A 21025-nucleotide genomic window follows, 5' to 3' on the forward strand; every position below is an offset into this window, starting at 1 on the left:
ATTAAAGAATTTGCTTGGCGACCATAGCGTTGTGGACCCACCTGATCCCATGCCGAACTCAGAAGTGAAACGCAATAGCGCCGATGGTAGTGTGGGGCTTCCCCATGTGAGAGTAGGACATCGCCAGGCTTTAAATTTAGACTTAGAGTCTAACCAGTGCGGAGCGGTAGTTCAGTTGGTTAGAATACCGGCCTGTCACGCCGGGGGTCGCGGGTTCGAGTCCCGTCCGCTCCGCCACTTATTCGAGAGTCGTCTCTTTAAACACGAATTTTAGGGGTGTAGCTCCAATTGGCAGAGCAGCGGATTCCAAATCCGCGTGTTGGGAGTTCGAATCTCTCCACCCCTGCCATTTTCAAGGCTCTAGTCGAAAGACTGGAGCCTTTTTCATTTCTCAAAGCATCATTACTTCAACTGGTAGATTGCGAAGTTCCCATAATTATCAATAGCGTGGGCCAGTTGTAAGAATTTTTGCAGCGTAAGTCCAACCATCTTCAAAGCTCAAACTAGGTTCCTCCGACGAAAAGACCACATTGGTGGGAGTAGCAGTCTTCCAAGTTCAAGAGAATTGAGCTCTCCTCGCTTATGGGGTGCTCTTAGTACAGCTCTTTAGTCCAACATGCTTATTAAGACTGACTTCATAGTCGGGACTAAGCCATTACTGATATGCCAGCATTCATTTCAGTTAAGGTAGGCTTCTTGATTCGAAAATCACACCGTTAATCTGACCTCAAGCTCCTTGTTTTCTAAGTCTTGCTTAAAACAAGCGATGTCTAAAAAGATGCTATATCACGATATCGAAGACGGGGTAATGCACTGAAAACTGTTCATATTGATTATTCTCATAACGAAGAAATAAAAAAGCCCGCTCAACAGAGCGGGCTTGATGATTCAGCTGTGACGGAGCTTAATATTATTTTAGCAATGCTTCATTGCCATTTTCGCGAATGTGCTTAAGGATACCTTTTACACCACGAGCGCTTGAAGCTACAACATTACCTGATTTTACGTAGTCAGTGCCGCCAGCAAAATCAGTAACAATAGCCCCGGCTTCACGAGCAATAAGCTCACCAGCGGCAATATCCCACGGTTTAAGGCCAAGCTCAAAGAAACCATCTACACGGCTTGCTGCAAGGTAACATAGGTCTAGAGCAGCAGAGCCAGTACGACGGAAATCAGAACAATCAACGAATAGTGCTGACATAATCTTAAAGTAGGACTCTGAATGCTGTTTCTGTTTGAAGGGGAAGCCCGTTGCTAAAACAGTTCCTTGTAGGTCTTTTACTTGCTTGACGCGGATACGAGCATTATTAAGTTGCGCGCCAGAACCTCGTTGAGCGGTGAAAAGCTCATTCAGCATTGGGTCGTAAACACAAGCAACTTCTGTTTTGCCTTTGATGCGTACAGCGATAGAAACAGAGAAGTGAGGTAAACCTTTTACAAAGTTTGTAGTGCCATCCAGTGGGTCGATGATCCATTGTACTTCATCATCTTTACCTTGAAGAAGGCCTGACTCTTCACCAATTACAGTGTGATCAGGGTAAGAGGCTTTGATCGTATCGATGATGATAGCTTCTGCTTCTTTGTCTACGTTAGTAACGAAGTCATTGACGCCTTTTTGAGTCGATTCAATCTTCTCAGCATTTTCTAAAGATTTAGCAATATGGTTGCCTGCTTTTCGTGCAGCACGAATAGCAATATTAAGCATTGGATGCATACTAATTTCCCAACGGATGTTAAAGAACAGAAAAACGGGCGGCAGTATATCAGATAAACACCGAAATGGAAGTGGTTATTTTTTGAACTTTTGGTTTTATTACCGCAAAGGGTCTGACCATTTTACTCAGGTGTATGGTAATATCGCGCAGTTCGAAATTACGTCTTGGAAAACACCAATGCTAAACAATGTCAAAGTTGTACTTGTCGGAACCTCTCACTCTGGAAACATTGGCTCGGCCGCACGAGCAATGAAAGTTATGGGGCTGACTAACTTAGTACTTGTTGACCCACAGTGTGAGATAGATGAACAGGCAATAGCACTTGCTGCTGGCGCAGCAGATATCGTCCAAGCGGCACTGATCGTCAATACATTAAATGACGCTGTGGCTGATTGTAGCCTTGTTGTAGGTTCAAGTGCGCGTTCACGTACTTTAGAGTGGCCAATGTTAGAGCCCCGTGAATGCGGTAAGAAATTTGTTGAGCAAGGAGCAATGTCTCAGGTTGCATTAGTGTTTGGCCGTGAGCGTACCGGATTAACAAACGAAGAGCTTCAGACGTGTCACTATCATGTTTGTATTCCTGCTAATCCAGAGTACAGCTCTCTCAATCTGGCGATGGCTGTTCAGACACTCAGCTACGAAGTTCGCATGGCTTATTTAGAAAAGCAGCAGAGTCAGTATCAGCCTAATGAAGTGGCGGAATACCCAAGACATAAAGAGTTGGAAATGTTCTTTTCGCACCTTGAAAAAGTGGCCACCAAGACCCAATTTATTAGCGATGAGCAACCGGGGAAAGTAATGAACAAGCTGCGTCGGCTATTTAATAGAGCTCGACCTGAAGCGCAAGAACTGAATATTCTGCGTGGTGTACTGACCTCAATTGAGAAAAAAATCAATCAGTAAATTGGCCATAATATCTGTACGGTTAAATACCTGACTAAAATAGTCAATTATATACTTGACCATTTTAGTCAGGTATGTAAAAATCGCCATCACATAAACAGTGTGGATATGGTGTTATATGAGACTTACATCTAAAGGAAGATACGCAGTTACAGCCATGTTAGATGTGGCTCTGCATTCGCAACAAAACCCAGTGCCTTTGGCTGACATTTCAGAGCGACAAGGGATCTCGTTGTCTTACTTAGAGCAGCTATTTTCAAAGCTACGCAAAGCGGGCCTTGTGGCTAGTGTTCGTGGCCCAGGCGGTGGTTACCGTTTAGGTGAAGACGCTCACTCTATTGCTATTGGTACAGTGATTGCTGCAGTAGACGAGTCGGTTGATGCGACCAAATGCAACGGTAGAGCAGACTGTCAAGGTGGAACTCGTTGCCTTACTCACACTCTTTGGCGTGATTTAAGTTCACGCATCAGTGACTTCTTAAACAACATCACTCTCGGTGAGTTGATGACGGATAACGAAGTCCTAGAAATTTCAGACCGACAAGATCTTGGTCTTGCGGTAAATCATGGGTTTTCTAACAAGAATTCTAACACCGCGCCCATCGGTGTAAATGTCCGCTCTTAAGCGGTTTGCCTGTTACATTGGAGTAGAGAATGAAACTGCCTATTTATCTAGATTACTCAGCGACTTGTCCTGTTGACCCTCGTGTGGCTGAAAAAATGGTTCAGTACATGACAATGGACGGTACGTTTGGCAACCCAGCATCGCGTTCACATCGATATGGCTGGCAGGCAGAAGAAGCAGTAGACACTGCTCGTGAACAAATTGCTGATCTACTGAACGCAGACCCTCGCGAAATCGTCTTCACCTCTGGCGCGACAGAATCAGATAACCTAGCTATTAAAGGCGCAGCTCATTTCTATTCTAAGAAAGGTAAACACGTAATTACGTGTAAAACTGAGCACAAAGCGGTTCTGGATCCATGTCGCCAACTAGAGCGCGAAGGTTTTGAGGTAACTTACCTTGAGCCTGAGTCTAACGGTTTGATTGATCTTAAGAAGCTTGAAGCCGCAATGCGTGAAGATACTGTATTGGTTTCTATCATGCACGTGAACAACGAAATTGGTGTGATTCAGGATATCTCTTCTATTGGTGAACTTTGCCGCGAACGTAAAGTTGTTTTCCACGTTGATGCCGCGCAGTCTGCGGGTAAGTTACCAATCGATGTGAAGGAAATGAAAGTAGACCTTATCTCACTGTCTGCTCATAAAGCGTATGGCCCTAAAGGTATCGGTGCACTATACGTTCGTCGTAAGCCACGTATTCGCCTAGAAGCACAAATGCACGGTGGTGGTCACGAGCGTGGTTTCCGTTCAGGAACACTAGCTACTCACCAAATTGTTGGTATGGGTGAAGCGTTCCGTATTGCTAAAGAAGATATGCAAAAAGATTTCGACCATGCTCTTGCACTTCGCAACCGACTATTTGATGGTGTTAAAGATTTAGAAGCTGTAACAGTTAACGGTGACTTTGAGCAACGTGTTCCTCACAACTTGAACGTTAGCTTTGCCTTTGTTGAAGGTGAATCTCTACTGATGTCGCTTAAAGATCTAGCGGTATCTTCAGGTAGTGCATGTACATCGGCAAGTCTAGAGCCTTCATACGTGCTGCGTGCTCTTGGTCTAAACGATGAATTGGCACATAGCTCTGTTCGTTTCTCTTTCGGTCGCTTTACGACTGAAGAAGAAATTGATTACGCAATTGAACAAATTCGTACCGCAGTAACTAAACTGCGTGACATGTCTCCTCTATGGGATATGTACAAGGAAGGAATTGACCTAGATACAGTTGAGTGGGCTCACCACTAATTTCAATCAGGTTATTCCAAGTCAGTTAATAGAGGATTCGAGGTAAATATCATGGCATATAGCGAAAAAGTAATTGATCACTACGAGAACCCACGTAATGTTGGTTCATTTGATAAAGAAGACCCAGCGGTAGGTAGCGGCATGGTTGGCGCACCAGCTTGTGGTGACGTAATGAAGCTTCAAATTAAAGTAACACCTGAAGGTATTATTGAAGATGCGAAGTTCAAAACATACGGTTGTGGTAGTGCAATCGCATCTAGCTCACTGGTTACTGAGTGGGTAAAAGGCAAGAGCATTGATGAAGCAGCAGCAATCAAGAATGCTGAGATTGCTGAAGAACTTGAGCTGCCTCCAGTTAAAGTACACTGCTCAATTCTTGCTGAAGATGCAATCAAAGCAGCGGTTGCTGACTACAAGAAAAAACACCAAGAATAAGTAATCTGTATATAATGGGAGCCTAAAGCTCCCATTCCGTTCGCCAATCAATAAACTAAGGTGCAGTATGGCCATCACAATGACAGAAACCGCGGCAAGTCGCGTTAGAACATTCCTAGAAAACCGAGGTAAAGGGATCGGTTTACGTTTGGGTGTGAAAACGACAGGCTGTTCTGGTATGGCTTATGTTCTTGAGTTTGTTGACGAGCTTAACGAAGAAGATTCAGTATTCGAGCATTCAGGCGTTAAGGTCATTATTGACCAAAAGAGCCTAGCGTATTTAGATGGTACTGAGCTTGACTACGTTAAAGAAGGGTTGAATGAAGGCTTCGAATTCAACAACCCGAATGCTAAAAGTGAATGTGGTTGTGGTGAAAGCTTCAACGTATAATTGATAGCGCCTGCAGGTATTGCTTGCAGGTAGATTACCAAGGACCGAATTCTCCATGAATTACTTTGAATTATTTGGGCTACCAAGTCAGTTTCAGCTGGATGGTAGCCTTCTTTCTTCACAATTCCGTGAACTTCAAAAACGCTTCCATCCAGATAACTTTGCCAGTGCTTCAGAGCGAGACCGTCTTATGGCGGTTCAGAAAGCATCGGAAATCAACGATGCCTATCAAGTATTAAAGAGCCCTCTGTCTCGTGCAGAGTATCTTCTGGCAGAAAACGGTGTTGATATTCGTGGTGAGCAACAAACCATGAGTGATCCTATGTTCCTAATGGAACAGATGGAATTACGTGAAGAGCTTGAGGATATTCCATTTAGTTCAGAACCAGAAGACGCACTATTCGATTTTGACAACAAGGTGAGCAAAATGTACAAGCAGCACCTGAAATCGGTAGAGCAGGAACTGAATGATGGCCTTTGGCAACAAGCCGCTGAGCGTGTACGTAAACTCAAATTTATCGCCAAATTAAAAAATGAAATCGAGCTAGTGGAAGAGAAACTCCTCGGCTAGTTAAAGATAAGGACCAACCATGGCACTACTTCAAATTGCAGAACCGGGTCAAAGCTCTGCACCCCATGAGCATAAACTGGCAGCTGGTATCGATCTCGGTACGACGAACTCATTGGTAGCTTCTGTTCGCAGCGGAGATGCAGCGACATTGAAAGACGATCAAGGACGCAGTATCTTGCCATCGATAGTCAATTATGCCGGTGAACAACCTGAAGTAGGTTATGAAGCTAAAGCACTGGCGGAAACTGATCCGCAAAACACCATTATTTCAGTGAAACGACTAATTGGCCGTTCATTGAGTGACATTCAGACTCGTTACCCAAATCTACCTTATCAATTTAAAGCGAGCGATAATGGTTTGCCGGTACTTCAAACAGCAGCTGGTGACAAAAACCCGATTGAAGTATCAGCAGAGATTCTCAAATCATTAGGTAAGCGTGCTGAACAAACGCTTGGCGGAGAGTTAGCTGGTGTTGTGATTACCGTGCCTGCTTACTTTGATGATGCTCAGCGAGCTGGTACAAAAGATGCGGCTAAACTGGCAGGTCTTCATGTTCTGCGCTTATTAAATGAGCCAACTGCAGCAGCGATTGCTTACGGCCTAGACTCAGGCCAAGAAGGCACTATCGCGGTTTACGATCTGGGTGGTGGTACATTCGACATCTCTATTCTGCGATTATCCAAAGGTGTCTTCGAAGTTCTGGCGACTGGTGGTGATTCCGCATTAGGCGGAGATGACTTTGACCACCTTCTTGCTGAGTTCTTGATTGAAAAAGCAGGGCTCCAAACGGAGCTAACTGCGGAGCAGAACCGCATTGTTTTAAATGTTGCTACAGAGACCAAAATTGCATTTTCACAGCAAGAGAATGTAGATGTTGAGGTGCTTGGTTGGACTGGTTCTGTATCCCGTGATGAATTTGAATCTTTGATTCGTCCACTAGTGAAAAAGACGCTGATGTCTTGTCGCCGCGCACTAAAAGATGCTGAAGTAGACACAGATGATGTACTAGAAGTAGTGATGGTTGGAGGCTCGACTCGTACACTGCTGGTACGTGAAATGGTCGGTGAATTTTTTGGTCGTACGCCACTAACAAGCATTAACCCTGATGAGGTTGTTGCGATCGGTGCGGGCATTCAGGCTGATATTCTCGCTGGTAACAAGCCAGACTCTGAAATGTTGCTTCTTGATGTGATTCCACTGTCTCTAGGTATTGAAACCATGGGTGGACTGGTCGAGAAAATTGTTCCACGCAATACCACGATTCCGGTTGCCCGAGCGCAAGAATTTACGACATTTAAAGATGGTCAGACTGCAATGAGTGTTCACGTTGTTCAAGGCGAGCGTGAAATGGTCGATGACTGCCGTTCGTTGGCGCGTTTCTCATTGAAAGGCATTCCTCCAATGGCCGCTGGTGCTGCTCATATTCGAGTGACTTACCAAGTTGACGCTGATGGCCTTCTTTCGGTCACCGCAATGGAAAAGAGCACAGGGGTTCAGTCCGAAATACAAGTTAAACCGTCTTATGGTTTGAGTGACGACGAAGTGGCAAATATGCTGCGTGACTCAATGACGTATGCGAAAGACGACATGATGGCTCGTGCACTGGCTGAGCAGCGAGTGGAAGCTGATCGTGTCATTGAAGGGTTACTTGCTGCAATGCAAGCAGACGGTGATGACTTACTGTCTGAAGCGGAAAGAGAAGCCCTGATTAAATCGATTGAATCATTGATTGAACTGCGCAATGGCGACAGTGCGGATGCCATTGAACAGGGAATCAAAGACACTGATAAAGCGAGCCAGGATTTTGCTTCGCGCCGTATGGATAAATCGATTCGAGCTGCACTGTCAGGTCAATCGGTAGATGATATTTAAGAGATAAGAAGTTATGCCTAAGATTATAGTATTACCACACGAAGATTTATGCCCAGAAGGTGCGGTACTAGAAGCAGATACTGGTGAAACTGTACTGGACGTGGCGCTGAAAAATGGTATCGGTATCGAGCATGCGTGTGAAAAATCATGTGCGTGTACTACCTGTCACATTGTGGTTCGTGAAGGCTTTGACTCTTTGGAAGAGAGTGACGAGTTGGAAGACGACATGCTGGATAAAGCATGGGGCTTAGAGCCTGAATCACGATTGGGTTGTCAGGCTAAAGTTACCGACGAAGACTTGGTGGTTGAGATTCCTAAGTATACATTGAATCACGCATCAGAAGATCACTAATCTCTCATATAGGAAGTGTAATCATGAAATGGACAGACTCACGAGACATTGCGATTGAGCTTTGTGACAAATTCCCAGAAGTGGATCCAAAGACAGTACGTTTCACCGATCTTCATCAATGGATTCTAGAGCTGGAAGATTTTGAAGATGAACCTAACCGTTCGAATGAAAAAATTCTTGAGGCCGTGATTCTGTGCTGGATGGATGAAATGGATTAGAACTGACCGGAAAAGTCTTTCTAGTTAACAAATTTTACTAAAAATAACGGGCCTTAGTGCCCGTTTTTTTATCAAATTGACATTTTAACCCTACAAAATGCTAACATCCGAACGTTAAGCTAAATGGCGTAGACAGCGCTAATTAAAAGACAAGGAGAAACCATGTCTACACAGATGTCAGTATTTTTGAGCCAAGAAGCCGCCGCTCCGCATTGGGGTGAAAAAGCCATTCTTTCATTTTCTGAAAGCAGCGCAACGATCCACCTTGGAGAAGGTCATGATCTTGGCGCCGTTCAGCGTGCGGCTCGTAAGCTGGATTCTCAAGGTGTCGCGTCTGTTTCTCTTGAAGGTGCAGGCTGGGATTTAGAAAGTGTTTGGGCATTCCACCAAGGTTACCGTGGACCTAAAAAGAAAAACACTTTAGCGTTACCAGAATTAGTTGAAGCTGCTCAGGCTGAGCTAGAAGCACGCATTAAAGCGACTGAATTTACCCGCGATATTATTAATAAACCTGCCGAAGAAGTAGCGCCTCGACAACTGGCGACAATGGCCGCTGAGTTTATCAAGTCGGTTGCTCCAGAAGGCACAGTAAAAGCACGCATTGTGAAAGATAAAGACCTGCTAGCCGAAGGCTGGGAAGGCATTTTTGCGGTAGGACGTGGTTCTGAGCGCACTTCAGCGATGCTGCAACTTGATTACAACCCAACAGGTGATGAGAACGCACCGGTTTGGGCGTGTCTTGTAGGTAAGGGTATCACATTTGATTCTGGTGGTTATAGCATCAAACCTTCAGGTTTTATGGCAGCAATGAAAGCCGATATGGGCGGTTCAGGTACGATCACTGGTGGTTTAGGTCTGGCAATTATGCGTGGCTTGAACAAACGTGTGAAACTGATTCTTTGCTGTGCTGAAAACATGATTTCAGGCCGAGCGCTGAAGCTGGGGGATGTTATTACCTATAAGAACGGTAAAACGGTCGAGATCTTGAATACTGACGCAGAAGGTCGCCTAGTTCTAGCTGATGGTTTACTTTATGCCAGTGAGCAAAACCCTGAGTTGATCATTGATTGTGCAACACTGACTGGCGCTGCGAAAAACGCACTGGGCAATGACTACCACGCATTGATGAGTTTTGACGAAGAGCTTTCTCAGCAGGCGCTATCCGTAGCAAAAGAAGAGAAAGAAGGCCTATGGCCTCTGCCGTTGGCAGACTTCCACCGTGGTATGTTGCCATCGAATTTTGCTGACCTATCTAACATCAGCAGTGGTGACTATTCTCCAGGTGCCAGCACGGCAGCTGCTTTCTTGTCTTACTTTGTTGAAGACTACAAAAAAGGTTGGTTGCATTTCGACTGTGCTGCCACGTACCGTAAATCAGCAACGGATAAATGGGCTGCAGGCGCAACTGGCGTTGGTGTGCGTACCCTAGCTGGTTTATTGATTCAGCAAGCAAACAAATAATTCTAAGAGGTCTTGAATGACCTCTCGAAACAAAACAAAGAAAATAAAAGGATACCTTATGGCTCTAGAAAGAACTTTTTCTATCATCAAGCCCGATGCAGTAGAACGTAATCTGATTGGTGAAATCTATCACCGTATTGAAAAAGCGGGCCTTCAGATTATCGCTGCGAAAATGGTGCAGTTAACTGAAGAGCAGGCGAGTGGTTTCTACGCAGAGCATGAAGGCAAGCCTTTCTTCCCAGCTCTGAAAGAATTCATGACTTCCGGACCTATCATGGTTCAGGTACTTGAAGGTGAGGATGCTATCTCGCGTTACCGTGAGTTAATGGGTAAAACCAACCCTGAAGAAGCGGCATGTGGTACGATTCGCGCAGATTACGCATTGAGCATGCGCCACAACTCAGTACATGGTTCAGACAGTCCTGAATCAGCGGCTCGTGAGATTGAGTTCTTTTTCCCACAGGCAGAGATTTGCCCACGTACCTAATTGAAATCTAGCCCTAACCTGAGGTGCTGCGTAAGGTTATATACGCAGCACTTTTTGTTCTAAAGAAGGCTAGGTACGCGGGTTGAATTGACCAAGAAAGCTCACCATTTACTGCTAGTATTGGTGAGAAAAGTTTTTTTTATTCACATATGCACGCAAAGCTATCAGTCTTGACAGATTGTGATATACTCTGCGCGCAATTTATACCTTATAAACAGAGTAAGACAATGGCAGATTTATCAAAGTACAGAAACATTGGTATTTTCGCGCACGTTGATGCGGGTAAAACTACCACCACTGAGCGTATTCTAAAGCTTACTGGTAAAATCCACAAAACTGGTGAAGTACACGACGGTGAGTCTACAACTGACTTCATGGATCAGGAAGCTGAGCGCGGTATTACTATCCAGTCAGCAGCTGTAACTTGTGAGTGGAATGGCCACCGCCTAAACGTTATCGATACTCCGGGACACGTTGACTTTACAGTAGAAGTATACCGTTCACTTAAAGTTCTTGACGGTGGTATCGGTGTATTCTGTGGTTCTGGTGGTGTTGAGCCTCAGTCAGAAACAAACTGGCGTTACGCGAACGATTCAGAAGTATCTCGTCTGATTTTCGTTAACAAACTAGACCGTATGGGTGCAGACTTCTTCAATGTTGTTGACCAAGTAAAGAACGTTCTAGGTGCCAACCCACTAGTAATGACTCTGCCTATCGGTCGTGAAGACGATTTCGTTGGTGTTGTAGACGTACTAACTCGTAAAGCGTACGTATGGGATGACTCTGGTCTTCCAGAAAACTACGAAGTTCAAGACGTTCCAGCTGATATGGTTGATGATGTAGAACAGTACCGCGAAGAGCTAGTTGAAACTGCTGTAGAGCAAGACGACGACCTAATGGAAGCTTACATGGAAGGTGAAGAGCCTTCTATCGAAGACATTAAGCGTTGTATCCGTAAAGGTACTCGTGACCTAGCATTCTTCCCAACATTCTGTGGTTCTGCGTTCAAGAACAAGGGTGTTCAGCTAGTACTAGACGCTGTTGTAGATTACCTACCAGCGCCAACTGAAGTTGATCCTCAGCCTCTAACAGATCCAGAAACTGGTGAGCCTACTGGTGAAGTTGCAACTGTTGATGCAGACGAGCCACTAAAAGCACTAGCATTTAAGATCATGGACGACCGTTTCGGTGCACTAACGTTCATTCGTATCTACTCTGGTCGCATGAAGAAGGGTGATACTATCCTTAACTCTGCAACTGGTAAGACTGAGCGTATCGGTCGTATGTGTGAGATGCAGGCAGACGAGCGTAACGAACTTACTGAAGCACAAGCTGGTGATATCATCGCTGTAGTAGGTATGAAGAACGTTCAAACTGGTCACACTCTATGTGATCCTAAGCACGAATGTACTCTAGAAGCGATGATCTTCCCAGAACCAGTAATCTCTATCGCTGTTTCTCCGAAGGACAAAGGTTCAACTGAGAAGATGGGTATCGCGATCGGTAAGATGGTTGCAGAAGATCCATCATTCCAAGTTGAGACTGACGAAGACTCAGGCGAAACTATCCTGAAAGGTATGGGTGAACTTCACCTAGACATCAAGGTAGATATCCTTAAGCGTACTTACGGCGTTGAGCTAGAAGTAGGTGCTCCACAGGTAGCTTACCGTGAAACTATCACTCAACCAGTTGAAGATAGCTACACGCACAAGAAGCAGTCTGGTGGTTCTGGTCAGTTCGCGAAAATCGACTACCGCATCAAACCAGGTGAGCCAAACTCTGGCTTCACGTTCTCTTCAACAGTTGTTGGTGGTAACGTACCTAAAGAATTCTGGCCTGCAGTAGAGAAAGGCTTTGAAGGCATGATGGAAACTGGTGTTCTAGCTGGCTTCCCAACTCTAGACGTAGAAGTTGAACTATTCGACGGTGGTTTCCACGCAGTTGACTCTTCAGCTATTGCTTACGAAATCGCTGCTAAAGGTGCATTCCGTCAGTCTATGCCAAAAGCTGGTGCACAGCTTCTAGAGCCAATCATGAACGTTGACGTATTCACTCCAGAAGACAACGTTGGTGACGTAATCGGTGACCTTAACCGTCGTCGTGGTATGATCAAAGACCAACAAGCTGGTACTACAGGCGTTCGTATTAAAGCTGACGTTCCTCTATCAGAAATGTTTGGCTACATCGGTCACCTACGTACTATCACTTCTGGTCGTGGTCAGTTCTCTATGGAGTTCGCACACTACGCAGCTTGTCCGGCAAACGTTGCTGAGCAAGTAATCGCAGAAGTTAAAGAGCGTAACGAGAAGAAGTAATTCTTTACGTTAGCTAGATAGCTTAAAAGCCCCTGAAGTGAAAGCTTCAGGGGCTTTCTTTATTGGGGCTCCTTTTTCTGTTTTCTCACCTAGGGCTGCGAGAATCAATGATCTCCAAGTCACTAGGGTGCTCTTTCTGACATTCTTCGACTTGGCTGAAAATCCAGTCACAGAACTGACGGATTTTCTCACGCTTAAAATAGGCGCTAGGGGCACAAAGGAAATAGTTGTAGTCCGTTCTCTGAGCGAGGTTCCCTATGCGGACTAATTTGCCTTCTTCAATGTATCTCTGAGCCAGGGTATGCTTGGCTAAAGCCACTCCTTGTACGGCCAGTGCTCCTTCCAGAACAAAATGCGAACCGTTGTATTTTAACGTCGGTTTCGAGGTCTTATGACCAACGTTTTGTAGCCATATTCCCCAATCGAGATCTCGCCAATAATCTTCGATCAGATCCGCGCCCGTTAAGTCACTAAGATCATAAATACCATGCCTTTCTTGGTAGATTGGGTGGCATACAGGATAGAGCAGCTCTTCAAGCATGAGCTTGGATGTTAGATTCGGGTAGTTTCCCGGCCCATAACGAATGCATAGATCAAGGTTAGATCGTTGAAAGTCCACTAGTTCGCTGGTGGGTTCAATCATGAGTTCTTGTTCTGGGTGTAGAGCTCTGAAATGACCGATTCTCGGTACAAGCCAGTGTTGAGCAAAAGAAGGCAGTGTCGAAATAGACAATAAGTTTGGGTTAGGATCCGAATTGATTTGACGAACTCCATCCTGAATGTGCTCAAAGCCTTTTCGAGCTTGCTGATAAAGAATTTCGCCTTCCGCAGTAAGCTGAACTTTTCGGTGCTGGCGCACAAAGAGTTCTACGCCCAGAAACTCTTCTAGCTGACGTATTTGTTGGCTGATTGCAGCGGCAGTGACAAACAAATGTTCAGCGGCTTTCTTAAAGCTACCTAATTGTGCTGCTGTGTAAAAGTAATACAGTCCTTGTAAAGGAGGGAGGCGATCTTTCACTTAAGTTTTCCTTAACTAAAGGTCAAATTCCATCGTTTGAGAGTGATGCGATATTGTCCGATTATTAAGTCGAATCTTAATAAAGGCAAGGTGAAGTTATGGAAACTACTGCTAAATCTCCAACGTGCTCAATTGATGAACGTCTTTCCTTAAGACAGAAATTCTTAACTAAAATCAAAAGATGGCGACGAAATTACCGTACTCGACGCCAGCTCAATCACTTGTCTGGGCACATGCTACGTGACATTGGTGTTGAGCATGAAGAGGCGGCACGTGAATCTCGCCGGCCATTTTGGGATGACTAGCTCTGTTGATCACTGATTTCACCCTGGAGCCAGTTAACAAACGCTTGGATACGTTTTTTACGCGGAGAATCTTCACTATAGAAAAGGTTGAACTGGATACCCGGTGTCATGCCTATATCAAAAGGTTTGACTAACAGGCCTCGTTCAACGTAATCACTGGCGAGAGAGTCAGAAGCAAGACAGGCTCCATGGCCAGACATCACGGCTTTCATCGCATGGTCAAAGGTACTAACTTCCATCCAACGAACGGAGTTTTTGCTCATGCTGACACCTGCTTGAGCGAACCATGACTCCCATGGATAGCCTCCTGATTCATAGTGAATTAGCCAGCATGCTTGTAGTTGAGATGGCTTTTTTAAATTAATAGACTTAGCAAGGTGAGGAGAGCAAAACGGATAAATCGTTTCTTCGAATAAAAACTCTTTGTGGAAGGATTTGTTGCTTTCTATGTCGAGTTGTTCGCCTTGCCAGATAGCGAGATCCGCATCACCTTGCTTTAAATTTGGTGCATCACAGCTAGTAAGGATGCGAATCGGAATGTTCGGGTGCTGAGTGGAAAACTTCCACAGCCTAGGTAGTAACCATCGGGAAGCAAACGAAGGCGTTGAATTAACGCACAGTAGGCCTTCTATGGGTTCACTTTGGATCTGATTTAACCCTGTGATGATATGTTCGAAACCATGAGATACGTGCTTGAAGAGTATTTTGCCCTGTTCAGTCAAGCGCATTTCTCGTCCGTCACGGACAAAGAGTTTGCAGCCTAGTCCATCTTCCAATTGACGTATTTTTTGGCTAACCGCAGCTTGACTGATGAACAGCTCTTCTGCTGCGCGGCTATAGCTATTAAGTCTAGCGGCCACTTCGAAATAACGTAGACCTGGTAGATGATGCAACCTTGCATCCATAATAATTCCTTGCGTTGAGCTCCCTTATGGCTAAGCATCATAATCTCAATTGATAAAAAAGCAAAAAGGAGAGCTCTCGCTCTCCTTTTACCTATAGATTTTTAGTCTTCCCAGACGACGAGTTGACCCTTCGGCCAGTTATGACCCACGTCGTGGTATTTTTGCTCAAGGACATGACGTTTGATTTTCAAAGTTGGAGTGAGGATGCCATTTTCAATACTCCAAGGGTCTTTGATCATCAGAACCCCTTTAATCTGTTCATGAGACTCTAACTCTGCATTCATTCTTTCCACTACCTTCTTTGTGGTTCTTTCATATCGCGCACGATCGAAGTTAGGGAAATCGTGAGGGACTACCAATAGGATAGGAGCCGGGAGACCTAGTCCGATCAAACACATCATCTCCACACGGCTGTATTCAAATAGTTTTTTCTCAATTGGTACAGGTGCAACGAATTTACCTTTGGCTGTTTTGAAGGTGTCCTTTTTACGGCCCTGAATGGTTAAGTAGCCATCTGCGTCGATAAAGCCGATATCCCCAGTGTGTAACCAGCCCTCGGAATCAAATGACTCTTGAGTAGCAATATCGTTTTTGTAGTATCCAGAAAACAGACCTTTGCCACGAACCATGATCTCTTCATCTTCTGCGATCTTAAGCTCGATCCCTGGGCCTGCATTACCGACTGAGCCAATTTTATCTGCTCTGAATGGGTAGTTGAGGGTACTGTATGCGAATGACTCGGTCATTCCCCAAGCTTCGGTGATGTTGAGGCCAACGCTATGGTACCAGTTAAGCAAGGCTGGAGAGACGGGAGCAGAACCACAGCCCAAAACACGAGCCTGATCCAGTCCAAGACCGTCAGCGAGTTTCTTCTTAATCAAGGAGTTAACAAAAGGAATCTTGAGCAGGATATTGAGTTTCTTCTGCGGTAGTTTGTCTTGAATGCGTTGCTGGAATAAGGTCCAAAGGCGCGGCACCGAGATAAATAGTGTAGGGCGGTGCATTTTGACGTCTTCGATGAAAGTATCAAGGGATTCAGGGAATGCAGTCGGGACTCCACCCATGATGGAAGAACCAAAGATGTACACGCGCTCAGTGATATGCGCCAGCGGCAAATAAGAGAACAAACGGTCATTTTCCTGAATGCCGATATGATCGATCAGTTGCTGTACTGACCAGCTAAATGCGCCATAGGTGAGCATCGCGCCTTTTGGTAAGCCGGATGTACCTGATGTGTACACCAGCGACATTAACTTATCATCGTAGTGTTCAGGACGAGCATTGCTTGGCTGAGATTTAGCAATTAAGTCGTTAAAGCTGTGCTGACATTTCGGTGCTGTATCGTATGGAAGCGAAATGCTGATTAGATTTGGCATTGCATCCAGTACTTGCTGAGTTGCAGCAGCATCGTCAAGCTTACCGCCAATTAGCGCTTTACTTTCACTATGAGTGACGCAGTACTCAATGGTGTCGGCCCCCGCTGTTGGGAAGATGGGGACGCTGACAAAATCGCCCAGCATCATTGCCAAGTCGCAAATGAACCATTCAGCACAGTTTTTCGAGACCAGAGCCACTTTATCGCGAGGCTGTATACCTAACTCTTCTAAGGCAGACACCAGCTTTAGTGCTTTGTCAGCAACTTCTGCATAGGTGAACTCGACGAATTGACGGTTAATAATTTGTTTTAGATACACTTCATTTGGGCGTTCCTCTGCCCAGCGAAGGATCATTTCATTTGGTGGTGGGAGAGCACAAGTCGTTTTGCTTAACTCGTTAGGCTGAATCATTTTCTAACTCCATGTTATTGGCAAAGTTATGGTATTTTTTATATTGTTAACAGCTTGTTAACTTTAGCACGCGGGGTGAAAAAGAGGGAAGTATTAGAGGGTAGTTCAACAGGAACTTGTGACCGTGATGTGAAAACTAATGTAGCTGGCGGTAGATGGCCGGACTGAAGCCCGTTTTTTTCTTAAAGATGCGTGAGAAGTAAGACACATCGTTGTAGCCACATTGAAAAGCTATAAATGAAATCTTCTCTTTTCTCTTGTCACTAAGTAATTGTTTAGCAAGACTAATTCTTTTAAGGGTGAGGTAGTCTCTGAAACTGACTCCAATCGATTTATGGAAGAATTTTGAGAAGTATGTAACAGAGTAATGGCAATACTCTGCAATATCTTCCTCTCTGATGGTTCTAGATAAATTTTTATCTATGTATCTTAGGATTTCGACCAGATCTTTGCTGATGTGTTTTTGTTCAACAATCGCTGATACTTTGTGTATCTCAAGAATTTCCTGATGTTGATTGAATTGGTGATACACTTGGTTGCTGAGTTTTTCAGCCCAAGACTTCATCTCGCCTTGATTGAGGTTGAATGTGGAGAAAACGACATCGAGCTCTTCCACATCATGATTGAGTTGGTCTTTATAGATGACAACTAAGTGTTTGTTGAGGTTTTGACATAGCTTAGCTGCGGTAAGAAATAGCGAATGGAAATTTTCTTCATAAAAGAAGAAGCAGAAGTGGATATCATTTTCGCTTAGGACCGAAACATCATAGCCGTAATCGAGAAGGAGGAAACGTCTTTCTAAATCTCGAACGACGTCCTTGGTGACGTAACTTATTGATTGGCCTAGCCAGTATCCTTTATGTAAAACATCCACTATGCGCTGTTTCCTGTCTTACTATCCTCACTATCACTAGTAATGGTAGGTGAGTGGTAGTCGAACTCAACCAGAACGATACAATTCACTAGTGTTAGTAATGCTCATATTGATTTAATTATAATTATGGCTACTCATAAATATGATGAAGGTCTTACTTTTGTGCTCTGGCGGTTTTGTCAAGTTTCAGAAGTGAGACTGGGTTAAACAAAGGCACCATCTAATAAACCATTAGATATTCAATATAAAATAAGTAAATAAAAACAATATATTGTGCTGAATATGGTTAATTAAAATATCATGAGTATTTATTCTAAATTAAAACATCATCGATGTTTTTCTTTTAATAATTCGCTGAGTGATGAATTAAATATGGCAAAAAAGTGCAAAAGATAGTTAAAAAAATCCTAACTCTTATTTCCTGTAAAACCTAAATTAACTTTAAGCGTGACAGCTTGGTGTACTTTTAGAAAGGAGACAGGTCATGAATAAAGTACTAGTTAATATCAAAGCATTTCTTAAGGATGAAGAAGGGTTGACTGTTGTTGAGTATGTTGTTGGTGCAGGGCTAATAGTTGCAGGTCTTACTGGGATATTTACAACCTTTAGTAGTACGTTAGAAACTCAGCTAACAGGCGTATTTGGCTAAATCACAGTCGTGTATGACTTAACCACGACTGAGGAACAAATGTACAGGCCCATGATGTATATTATGGGTCCTTTGTACGTTTGTGAGGAGGGTGTGGTGATGAGTGTTGTTGAATTTTGTCGTGATGAAGAGGGGCTTACAGTCGTAGAGTATGTAGTGGGAGCTGGCTTGATTGTCGCTGGGTTTGCAGGATTGTTTATTGCCATCAGAGGTATTTTATCTGCGGAGTTTGCGACTATATTTAGCTAAAACTTATACGCAAGGGACGGTTAAATGAACTTATTTATTTGGATAGTCTTGTTTGCTGTAGCCGTCTCAGACGCAAAAGAGCATCGAATTCCTAATACCTTATTATTAATAATTTTGTTTTTAGATTTAATAAATAAACTTTTTATTATTCAAGATTATCCACTTTTATTATGGTCGGTTGGTACTGGTATTACTTGCTTTATTTGTGCACTGATTCTTTACTTTTTGAAGGTGATGGCACCAGGTGATGTAAAACTTTTGGGTGTTGTCGGGTTTTGGCTAGGTCCAGAACATATAACACAAGCGGTGTTTTGGATTGCAATTTCCAGTGTTGTTGTTGGTATATTTTTCGCACTATTGCGTTTAGCTGAATCCCCTGAGAAAGCCAAAGTACTTTTTTCAAAATATTCGCTATTTGCTTTGTATGGTGCTTCGGGAACCAAAATGCTTGGGCCACCTAAACAGAAAATGAGTGACCACTATCAAATGCCATTTGCCCCCGTAGTTGTAATTGGAATTGCGATTTATTTTTATTTTCTGAATTGATGACAAGGAGTCATTATGGTTCAGGCGACGACTCAAGTTCGACACAGGACCGAGCTCACTCCACAAGCTAAAGAGCCTCCTGTTCCAACCACCTTTGACGATCTGGGTGTGCCCCAAGCTGTGGTGGAAAATCTAGTCGTAAAACACTTGGCTGCCTACCCTAAATCAGACATCTTACAACTCACCAAATTACTGTGTATCAACAGCCATTTAATCGAAGACATTATTGCCGGACTCAGAGCTAAGTCGTTAGTCGAAGTTTTTCAGGCGACGCCAGCGAGCTTCACAGCTCAATCGAGCGGTCATGTTCGTTATGGTTTATCAGAATCTGGGATTCAAGAAGCAGACATTGCATTTGTAAAAGATGCCTACTTAGGGCCTGTACCTGTCTCACTCCGTCAATACAGCCAAATGGTCGAAGCGCAAGACGTTCGAGCACAAATGGTAAATCGGGCCGACGTAGAATACGCATTGTCAGATGTTCTTGGTGCTCAACGCATGGTGGGTGTGCTTGGGCCTGCTATCAACTCAGGCAGGGCATTACTTTTGTATGGCAGCGCAGGTTCAGGGAAGACGTTTGTTGCAACCAAGATCCTTAACTCACTTAATACATCGATTTACGTGCCATATTCTGTTTTCGCGGCGGGCAACATCATCAAAGTTTTTTCACCCCAGCATCATAAGCGAGTGCGGAGTGAAGAAATACATTCCATTTCGTTTAAAGAGCACTTCGATCGCAGGTGGGCGCTGTGTGAACGTCCTAGTATTCAGGTTGGTGGTGAGCTCACCATGGACATGCTTGAAGTCAATCACAGTGAACACAACAAAGTGTGGTTAGCTCCGCTGCAAATGATGGCCAATAACGGTATTTTCATCATTGACGATTTGGGCCGACAACCCATGCCCGTCGATACTCTACTCAATCGTTGGATTGTGCCGATGGAGTATTTTTACGATTACCTCAATTTACCTAATGGTCAGCAAATTTCCATTCCATTTATTCTGACGCTCGCCTTTTCTACGAATCTCGATCCAGAAAAGATCAGTGATCCTGCGTTTTTGCGTCGGTTAGGCTACAAAATTCAATTTGGACCACTTCTAGAGCATGAATACCGAGAGCTCTGGGACATCATTTCCAGTTCGAAAGATTTGTCTCTCGCAGAGGGATGTTTTGACACTTTGTTTGAATTACACCGTCAGCACGACGTGGGCTTTTATCCCTGTCTACCCAAAGACATCGTAGGGATCAGCCGAGATATCATTGTATTTGAAGAAATTGACCCCGTTATCTCCCCTGAAATCATAAATCGCGCCTGGGAAGTCTATTTTACTGCTGATGGTAAAGGAGGAGGCGCTCGATGAGTCGAAATCAAGTTATTTTGCTTTTTTTGCTGTCTATCGCATTTGGCTTAGGGGCAGTATTTTTTGCTAAGCAGTGGATGGACAGACAACTTCAGCCACAAACCGAAGTAGAAGTGGTAGAGAGAGAACCGGTTGTCGTCGCTGCTCAGGAAATCCCAGCAGGGAGTGTTATTGGTGAGCAGCATCTGACGAGCAAGCTGTTGGAGAAAGATTGGCGTGACGAGTTTCAGTTCACCAGCTCAGAAGAGTTAATTGGTCAAGTCGTTGCAACCAGTATTTTTCCCGGCGAAATCATTAACCAAAATCGTCTTACCGTGCCTGGTGAAGGCTCTACTCTGGCTGCATTAATTCCTGAAAATAAACGAGCTGTGACGATCAGGGTGAATGACGTCATTGGTGTGGCAGGGTTTCTTCTTCCGGGAAATAAGGTCGATATTTTAAGTACTGTAAAATACAGCGAAACATCAGCGTCAACGTCGACCGTTTTGAAAGACATTAAGGTACTTGCGGTAGATCAAACTGCTCGAACCAAAGACAACAAACCCATCATCGTGCGAGCTGTGACGCTGGAAGTTACACCAAGACAAGCGGAAAAATTACTCACGGCACGCAGTAAAGGGGAAATTCAGCTGACGCTGAGAAATCCTCATGAAGAAGAAAAAGCGGTCAAACGCTATGTAGCGCCAAGTGTCACCATCATTAAAGGCACACAGTCTAGCAATATCCGAGTCAAGGATTGA

General features: G+C 44.3%; 23 protein-coding genes, 2 tRNA genes and 1 rRNA gene. 21 read left to right on the forward strand and 5 right to left on the reverse strand.

Annotated elements, in window-relative coordinates; all coding sequences use genetic code 11:
* The first annotated feature begins 13 nt into the window (after positions 1 to 13).
* The 3 genes from rrf (at position 14) to FIU99_RS03025 (ending at position 349) form a co-directional block, all read left to right on the forward strand.
* A 5S ribosomal RNA gene (gene rrf, locus FIU99_RS03015) occupies positions 14 to 129 on the forward strand.
* 31 nt (positions 130 to 160) lie between these two features.
* Positions 161 to 237 (forward strand) — tRNA-Asp (locus FIU99_RS03020).
* A gap of 35 nt (positions 238 to 272) precedes the next feature.
* A tRNA-Trp gene (locus FIU99_RS03025) sits at positions 273 to 349 on the forward strand.
* Positions 350 to 910: 561 nt separating this feature from the next.
* Here FIU99_RS03025 and suhB read toward each other — a convergent pair.
* Positions 911 to 1714 carry an inositol-1-monophosphatase gene (gene suhB / locus FIU99_RS03030; RefSeq protein WP_006959833.1) on the reverse strand — a complete coding sequence of 268 codons (804 nt, stop codon included), beginning with the start codon at positions 1712 to 1714 and terminating at the stop codon, positions 911 to 913.
* Between the two features lie 178 nt (positions 1715 to 1892).
* Between suhB and trmJ the strand changes: the two genes are divergently transcribed.
* The 12 genes from trmJ to fusA all read left to right on the forward strand — a co-directional run bounded on the left by trmJ (position 1893) and on the right by fusA (position 12590).
* A complete protein-coding gene (gene trmJ, locus FIU99_RS03035) occupies positions 1893 to 2618 on the forward strand; it encodes a tRNA (cytosine(32)/uridine(32)-2'-O)-methyltransferase TrmJ (protein ID WP_006959832.1) in 726 nt (241 codons plus the stop codon).
* Between the two features lie 118 nt (positions 2619 to 2736).
* Entirely contained in the window at positions 2737 to 3243 is a 507-nt protein-coding gene (iscR, locus tag FIU99_RS03040; protein WP_038513385.1) for a Fe-S cluster assembly transcriptional regulator IscR, read from the forward strand.
* A 29-nt stretch (positions 3244 to 3272) separates the two neighbouring features.
* Complete coding sequence (locus tag FIU99_RS03045) at positions 3273 to 4487, forward strand: IscS subfamily cysteine desulfurase (RefSeq protein ID WP_006959830.1); 1215 nt, start codon at positions 3273 to 3275, stop codon at positions 4485 to 4487.
* A 51-nt stretch (positions 4488 to 4538) separates the two neighbouring features.
* Entirely contained in the window at positions 4539 to 4922 is a 384-nt protein-coding gene (gene iscU, locus FIU99_RS03050) for a Fe-S cluster assembly scaffold IscU (RefSeq protein WP_004412993.1), read from the forward strand.
* 67 nt (positions 4923 to 4989) lie between these two features.
* Positions 4990 to 5313 (forward strand): iron-sulfur cluster assembly protein IscA, encoded by a 324-nt coding sequence (iscA, locus tag FIU99_RS03055; protein ID WP_006959829.1) that lies wholly within the window; start codon positions 4990 to 4992, stop codon positions 5311 to 5313.
* Positions 5314 to 5368: 55 nt separating this feature from the next.
* Positions 5369 to 5884, forward strand: coding sequence for a co-chaperone HscB (hscB, locus tag FIU99_RS03060; RefSeq protein WP_043006939.1), 516 nt, complete (start codon positions 5369 to 5371; stop codon positions 5882 to 5884).
* A gap of 19 nt (positions 5885 to 5903) precedes the next feature.
* Positions 5904 to 7757 (forward strand): Fe-S protein assembly chaperone HscA, encoded by a 1854-nt coding sequence (gene hscA / locus FIU99_RS03065; RefSeq protein ID WP_006959827.1) that lies wholly within the window; start codon positions 5904 to 5906, stop codon positions 7755 to 7757.
* Between the two features lie 13 nt (positions 7758 to 7770).
* Positions 7771 to 8109, forward strand: a complete 339-nt coding sequence (fdx, locus tag FIU99_RS03070; RefSeq protein ID WP_006959826.1) for an ISC system 2Fe-2S type ferredoxin — start codon at positions 7771 to 7773, stop codon at positions 8107 to 8109.
* A 23-nt stretch (positions 8110 to 8132) separates the two neighbouring features.
* Positions 8133 to 8327, forward strand: a complete 195-nt coding sequence (gene iscX / locus FIU99_RS03075) for a Fe-S cluster assembly protein IscX (protein WP_006959825.1) — start codon at positions 8133 to 8135, stop codon at positions 8325 to 8327.
* A gap of 162 nt (positions 8328 to 8489) precedes the next feature.
* On the forward strand, positions 8490 to 9788 hold the full coding sequence (pepB, locus tag FIU99_RS03080) for an aminopeptidase PepB (RefSeq protein ID WP_006959824.1): 1299 nt from the start codon (positions 8490 to 8492) through the stop codon (positions 9786 to 9788).
* A 58-nt stretch (positions 9789 to 9846) separates the two neighbouring features.
* On the forward strand, positions 9847 to 10275 hold the full coding sequence (gene ndk, locus FIU99_RS03085) for a nucleoside-diphosphate kinase (RefSeq protein WP_006959823.1): 429 nt from the start codon (positions 9847 to 9849) through the stop codon (positions 10273 to 10275).
* Positions 10276 to 10502: 227 nt separating this feature from the next.
* Positions 10503 to 12590, forward strand: a complete 2088-nt coding sequence (gene fusA / locus FIU99_RS03090) for an elongation factor G (protein WP_006959822.1) — start codon at positions 10503 to 10505, stop codon at positions 12588 to 12590.
* Between the two features lie 85 nt (positions 12591 to 12675).
* Here the strand turns inward: fusA and FIU99_RS03095 are convergent, their stop codons facing one another.
* Entirely contained in the window at positions 12676 to 13608 is a 933-nt protein-coding gene (locus tag FIU99_RS03095) for a LysR substrate-binding domain-containing protein (protein ID WP_099609574.1), read from the reverse strand.
* Between the two features lie 98 nt (positions 13609 to 13706).
* Here FIU99_RS03095 and FIU99_RS03100 point away from each other — a divergent pair, with 98 nt between their 5' ends.
* Entirely contained in the window at positions 13707 to 13913 is a 207-nt protein-coding gene (locus FIU99_RS03100; RefSeq protein ID WP_019274081.1) for a DUF1127 domain-containing protein, read from the forward strand.
* Here the strand turns inward: FIU99_RS03100 and FIU99_RS03105 are convergent.
* From FIU99_RS03105 to FIU99_RS03115, 3 genes are all read right to left on the reverse strand, one after another.
* The gene (locus tag FIU99_RS03105; protein WP_006959821.1) at positions 13910 to 14818 is read right to left on the reverse strand and encodes a LysR substrate-binding domain-containing protein; all 909 of its coding nucleotides are present in this window, start codon (positions 14816 to 14818) and stop codon (positions 13910 to 13912) included. The genes FIU99_RS03100 and FIU99_RS03105 overlap by 4 nt on opposite strands.
* Before the next feature lie 101 nt (positions 14819 to 14919).
* Positions 14920 to 16605, reverse strand: a complete 1686-nt coding sequence (locus FIU99_RS03110; protein ID WP_152472002.1) for an AMP-binding protein — start codon at positions 16603 to 16605, stop codon at positions 14920 to 14922.
* 136 nt (positions 16606 to 16741) lie between these two features.
* Positions 16742 to 17479, reverse strand: coding sequence for an AraC family transcriptional regulator (locus FIU99_RS03115; protein ID WP_006959820.1), 738 nt, complete (start codon positions 17477 to 17479; stop codon positions 16742 to 16744).
* A gap of 484 nt (positions 17480 to 17963) precedes the next feature.
* On the opposite strand from FIU99_RS03115, the gene FIU99_RS03120 reads away from it, so the two are divergent.
* The 5 genes from FIU99_RS03120 to cpaB all read left to right on the forward strand — a co-directional run bounded on the left by FIU99_RS03120 (position 17964) and on the right by cpaB (position 21025).
* Positions 17964 to 18128: a Flp family type IVb pilin gene (locus FIU99_RS03120; protein ID WP_006959819.1), complete on the forward strand. Its 165-nt coding sequence runs from the start codon at positions 17964 to 17966 to the stop codon at positions 18126 to 18128.
* Between the two features lie 99 nt (positions 18129 to 18227).
* Complete coding sequence (locus FIU99_RS27290) at positions 18228 to 18377, forward strand: Flp family type IVb pilin (RefSeq protein ID WP_006959818.1); 150 nt, start codon at positions 18228 to 18230, stop codon at positions 18375 to 18377.
* Between the two features lie 24 nt (positions 18378 to 18401).
* Positions 18402 to 18923, forward strand: a complete 522-nt coding sequence (locus FIU99_RS03125) for a prepilin peptidase (RefSeq protein WP_039951756.1) — start codon at positions 18402 to 18404, stop codon at positions 18921 to 18923.
* A gap of 15 nt (positions 18924 to 18938) precedes the next feature.
* The gene (locus FIU99_RS03130; RefSeq protein ID WP_006959816.1) at positions 18939 to 20285 is read left to right on the forward strand and encodes an ATPase AAA; all 1347 of its coding nucleotides are present in this window, start codon (positions 18939 to 18941) and stop codon (positions 20283 to 20285) included.
* Complete coding sequence (gene cpaB, locus FIU99_RS03135; RefSeq protein ID WP_006959815.1) at positions 20282 to 21025, forward strand: Flp pilus assembly protein CpaB; 744 nt, start codon at positions 20282 to 20284, stop codon at positions 21023 to 21025. The genes FIU99_RS03130 and cpaB overlap by 4 nt, the downstream gene beginning before the upstream one ends.

The sequence above is a fragment of the Vibrio sp. THAF64 genome (assembly GCF_009363455.1).
In the GTDB taxonomy this organism is placed as follows: domain Bacteria; phylum Pseudomonadota; class Gammaproteobacteria; order Enterobacterales; family Vibrionaceae; genus Vibrio; species Vibrio coralliilyticus.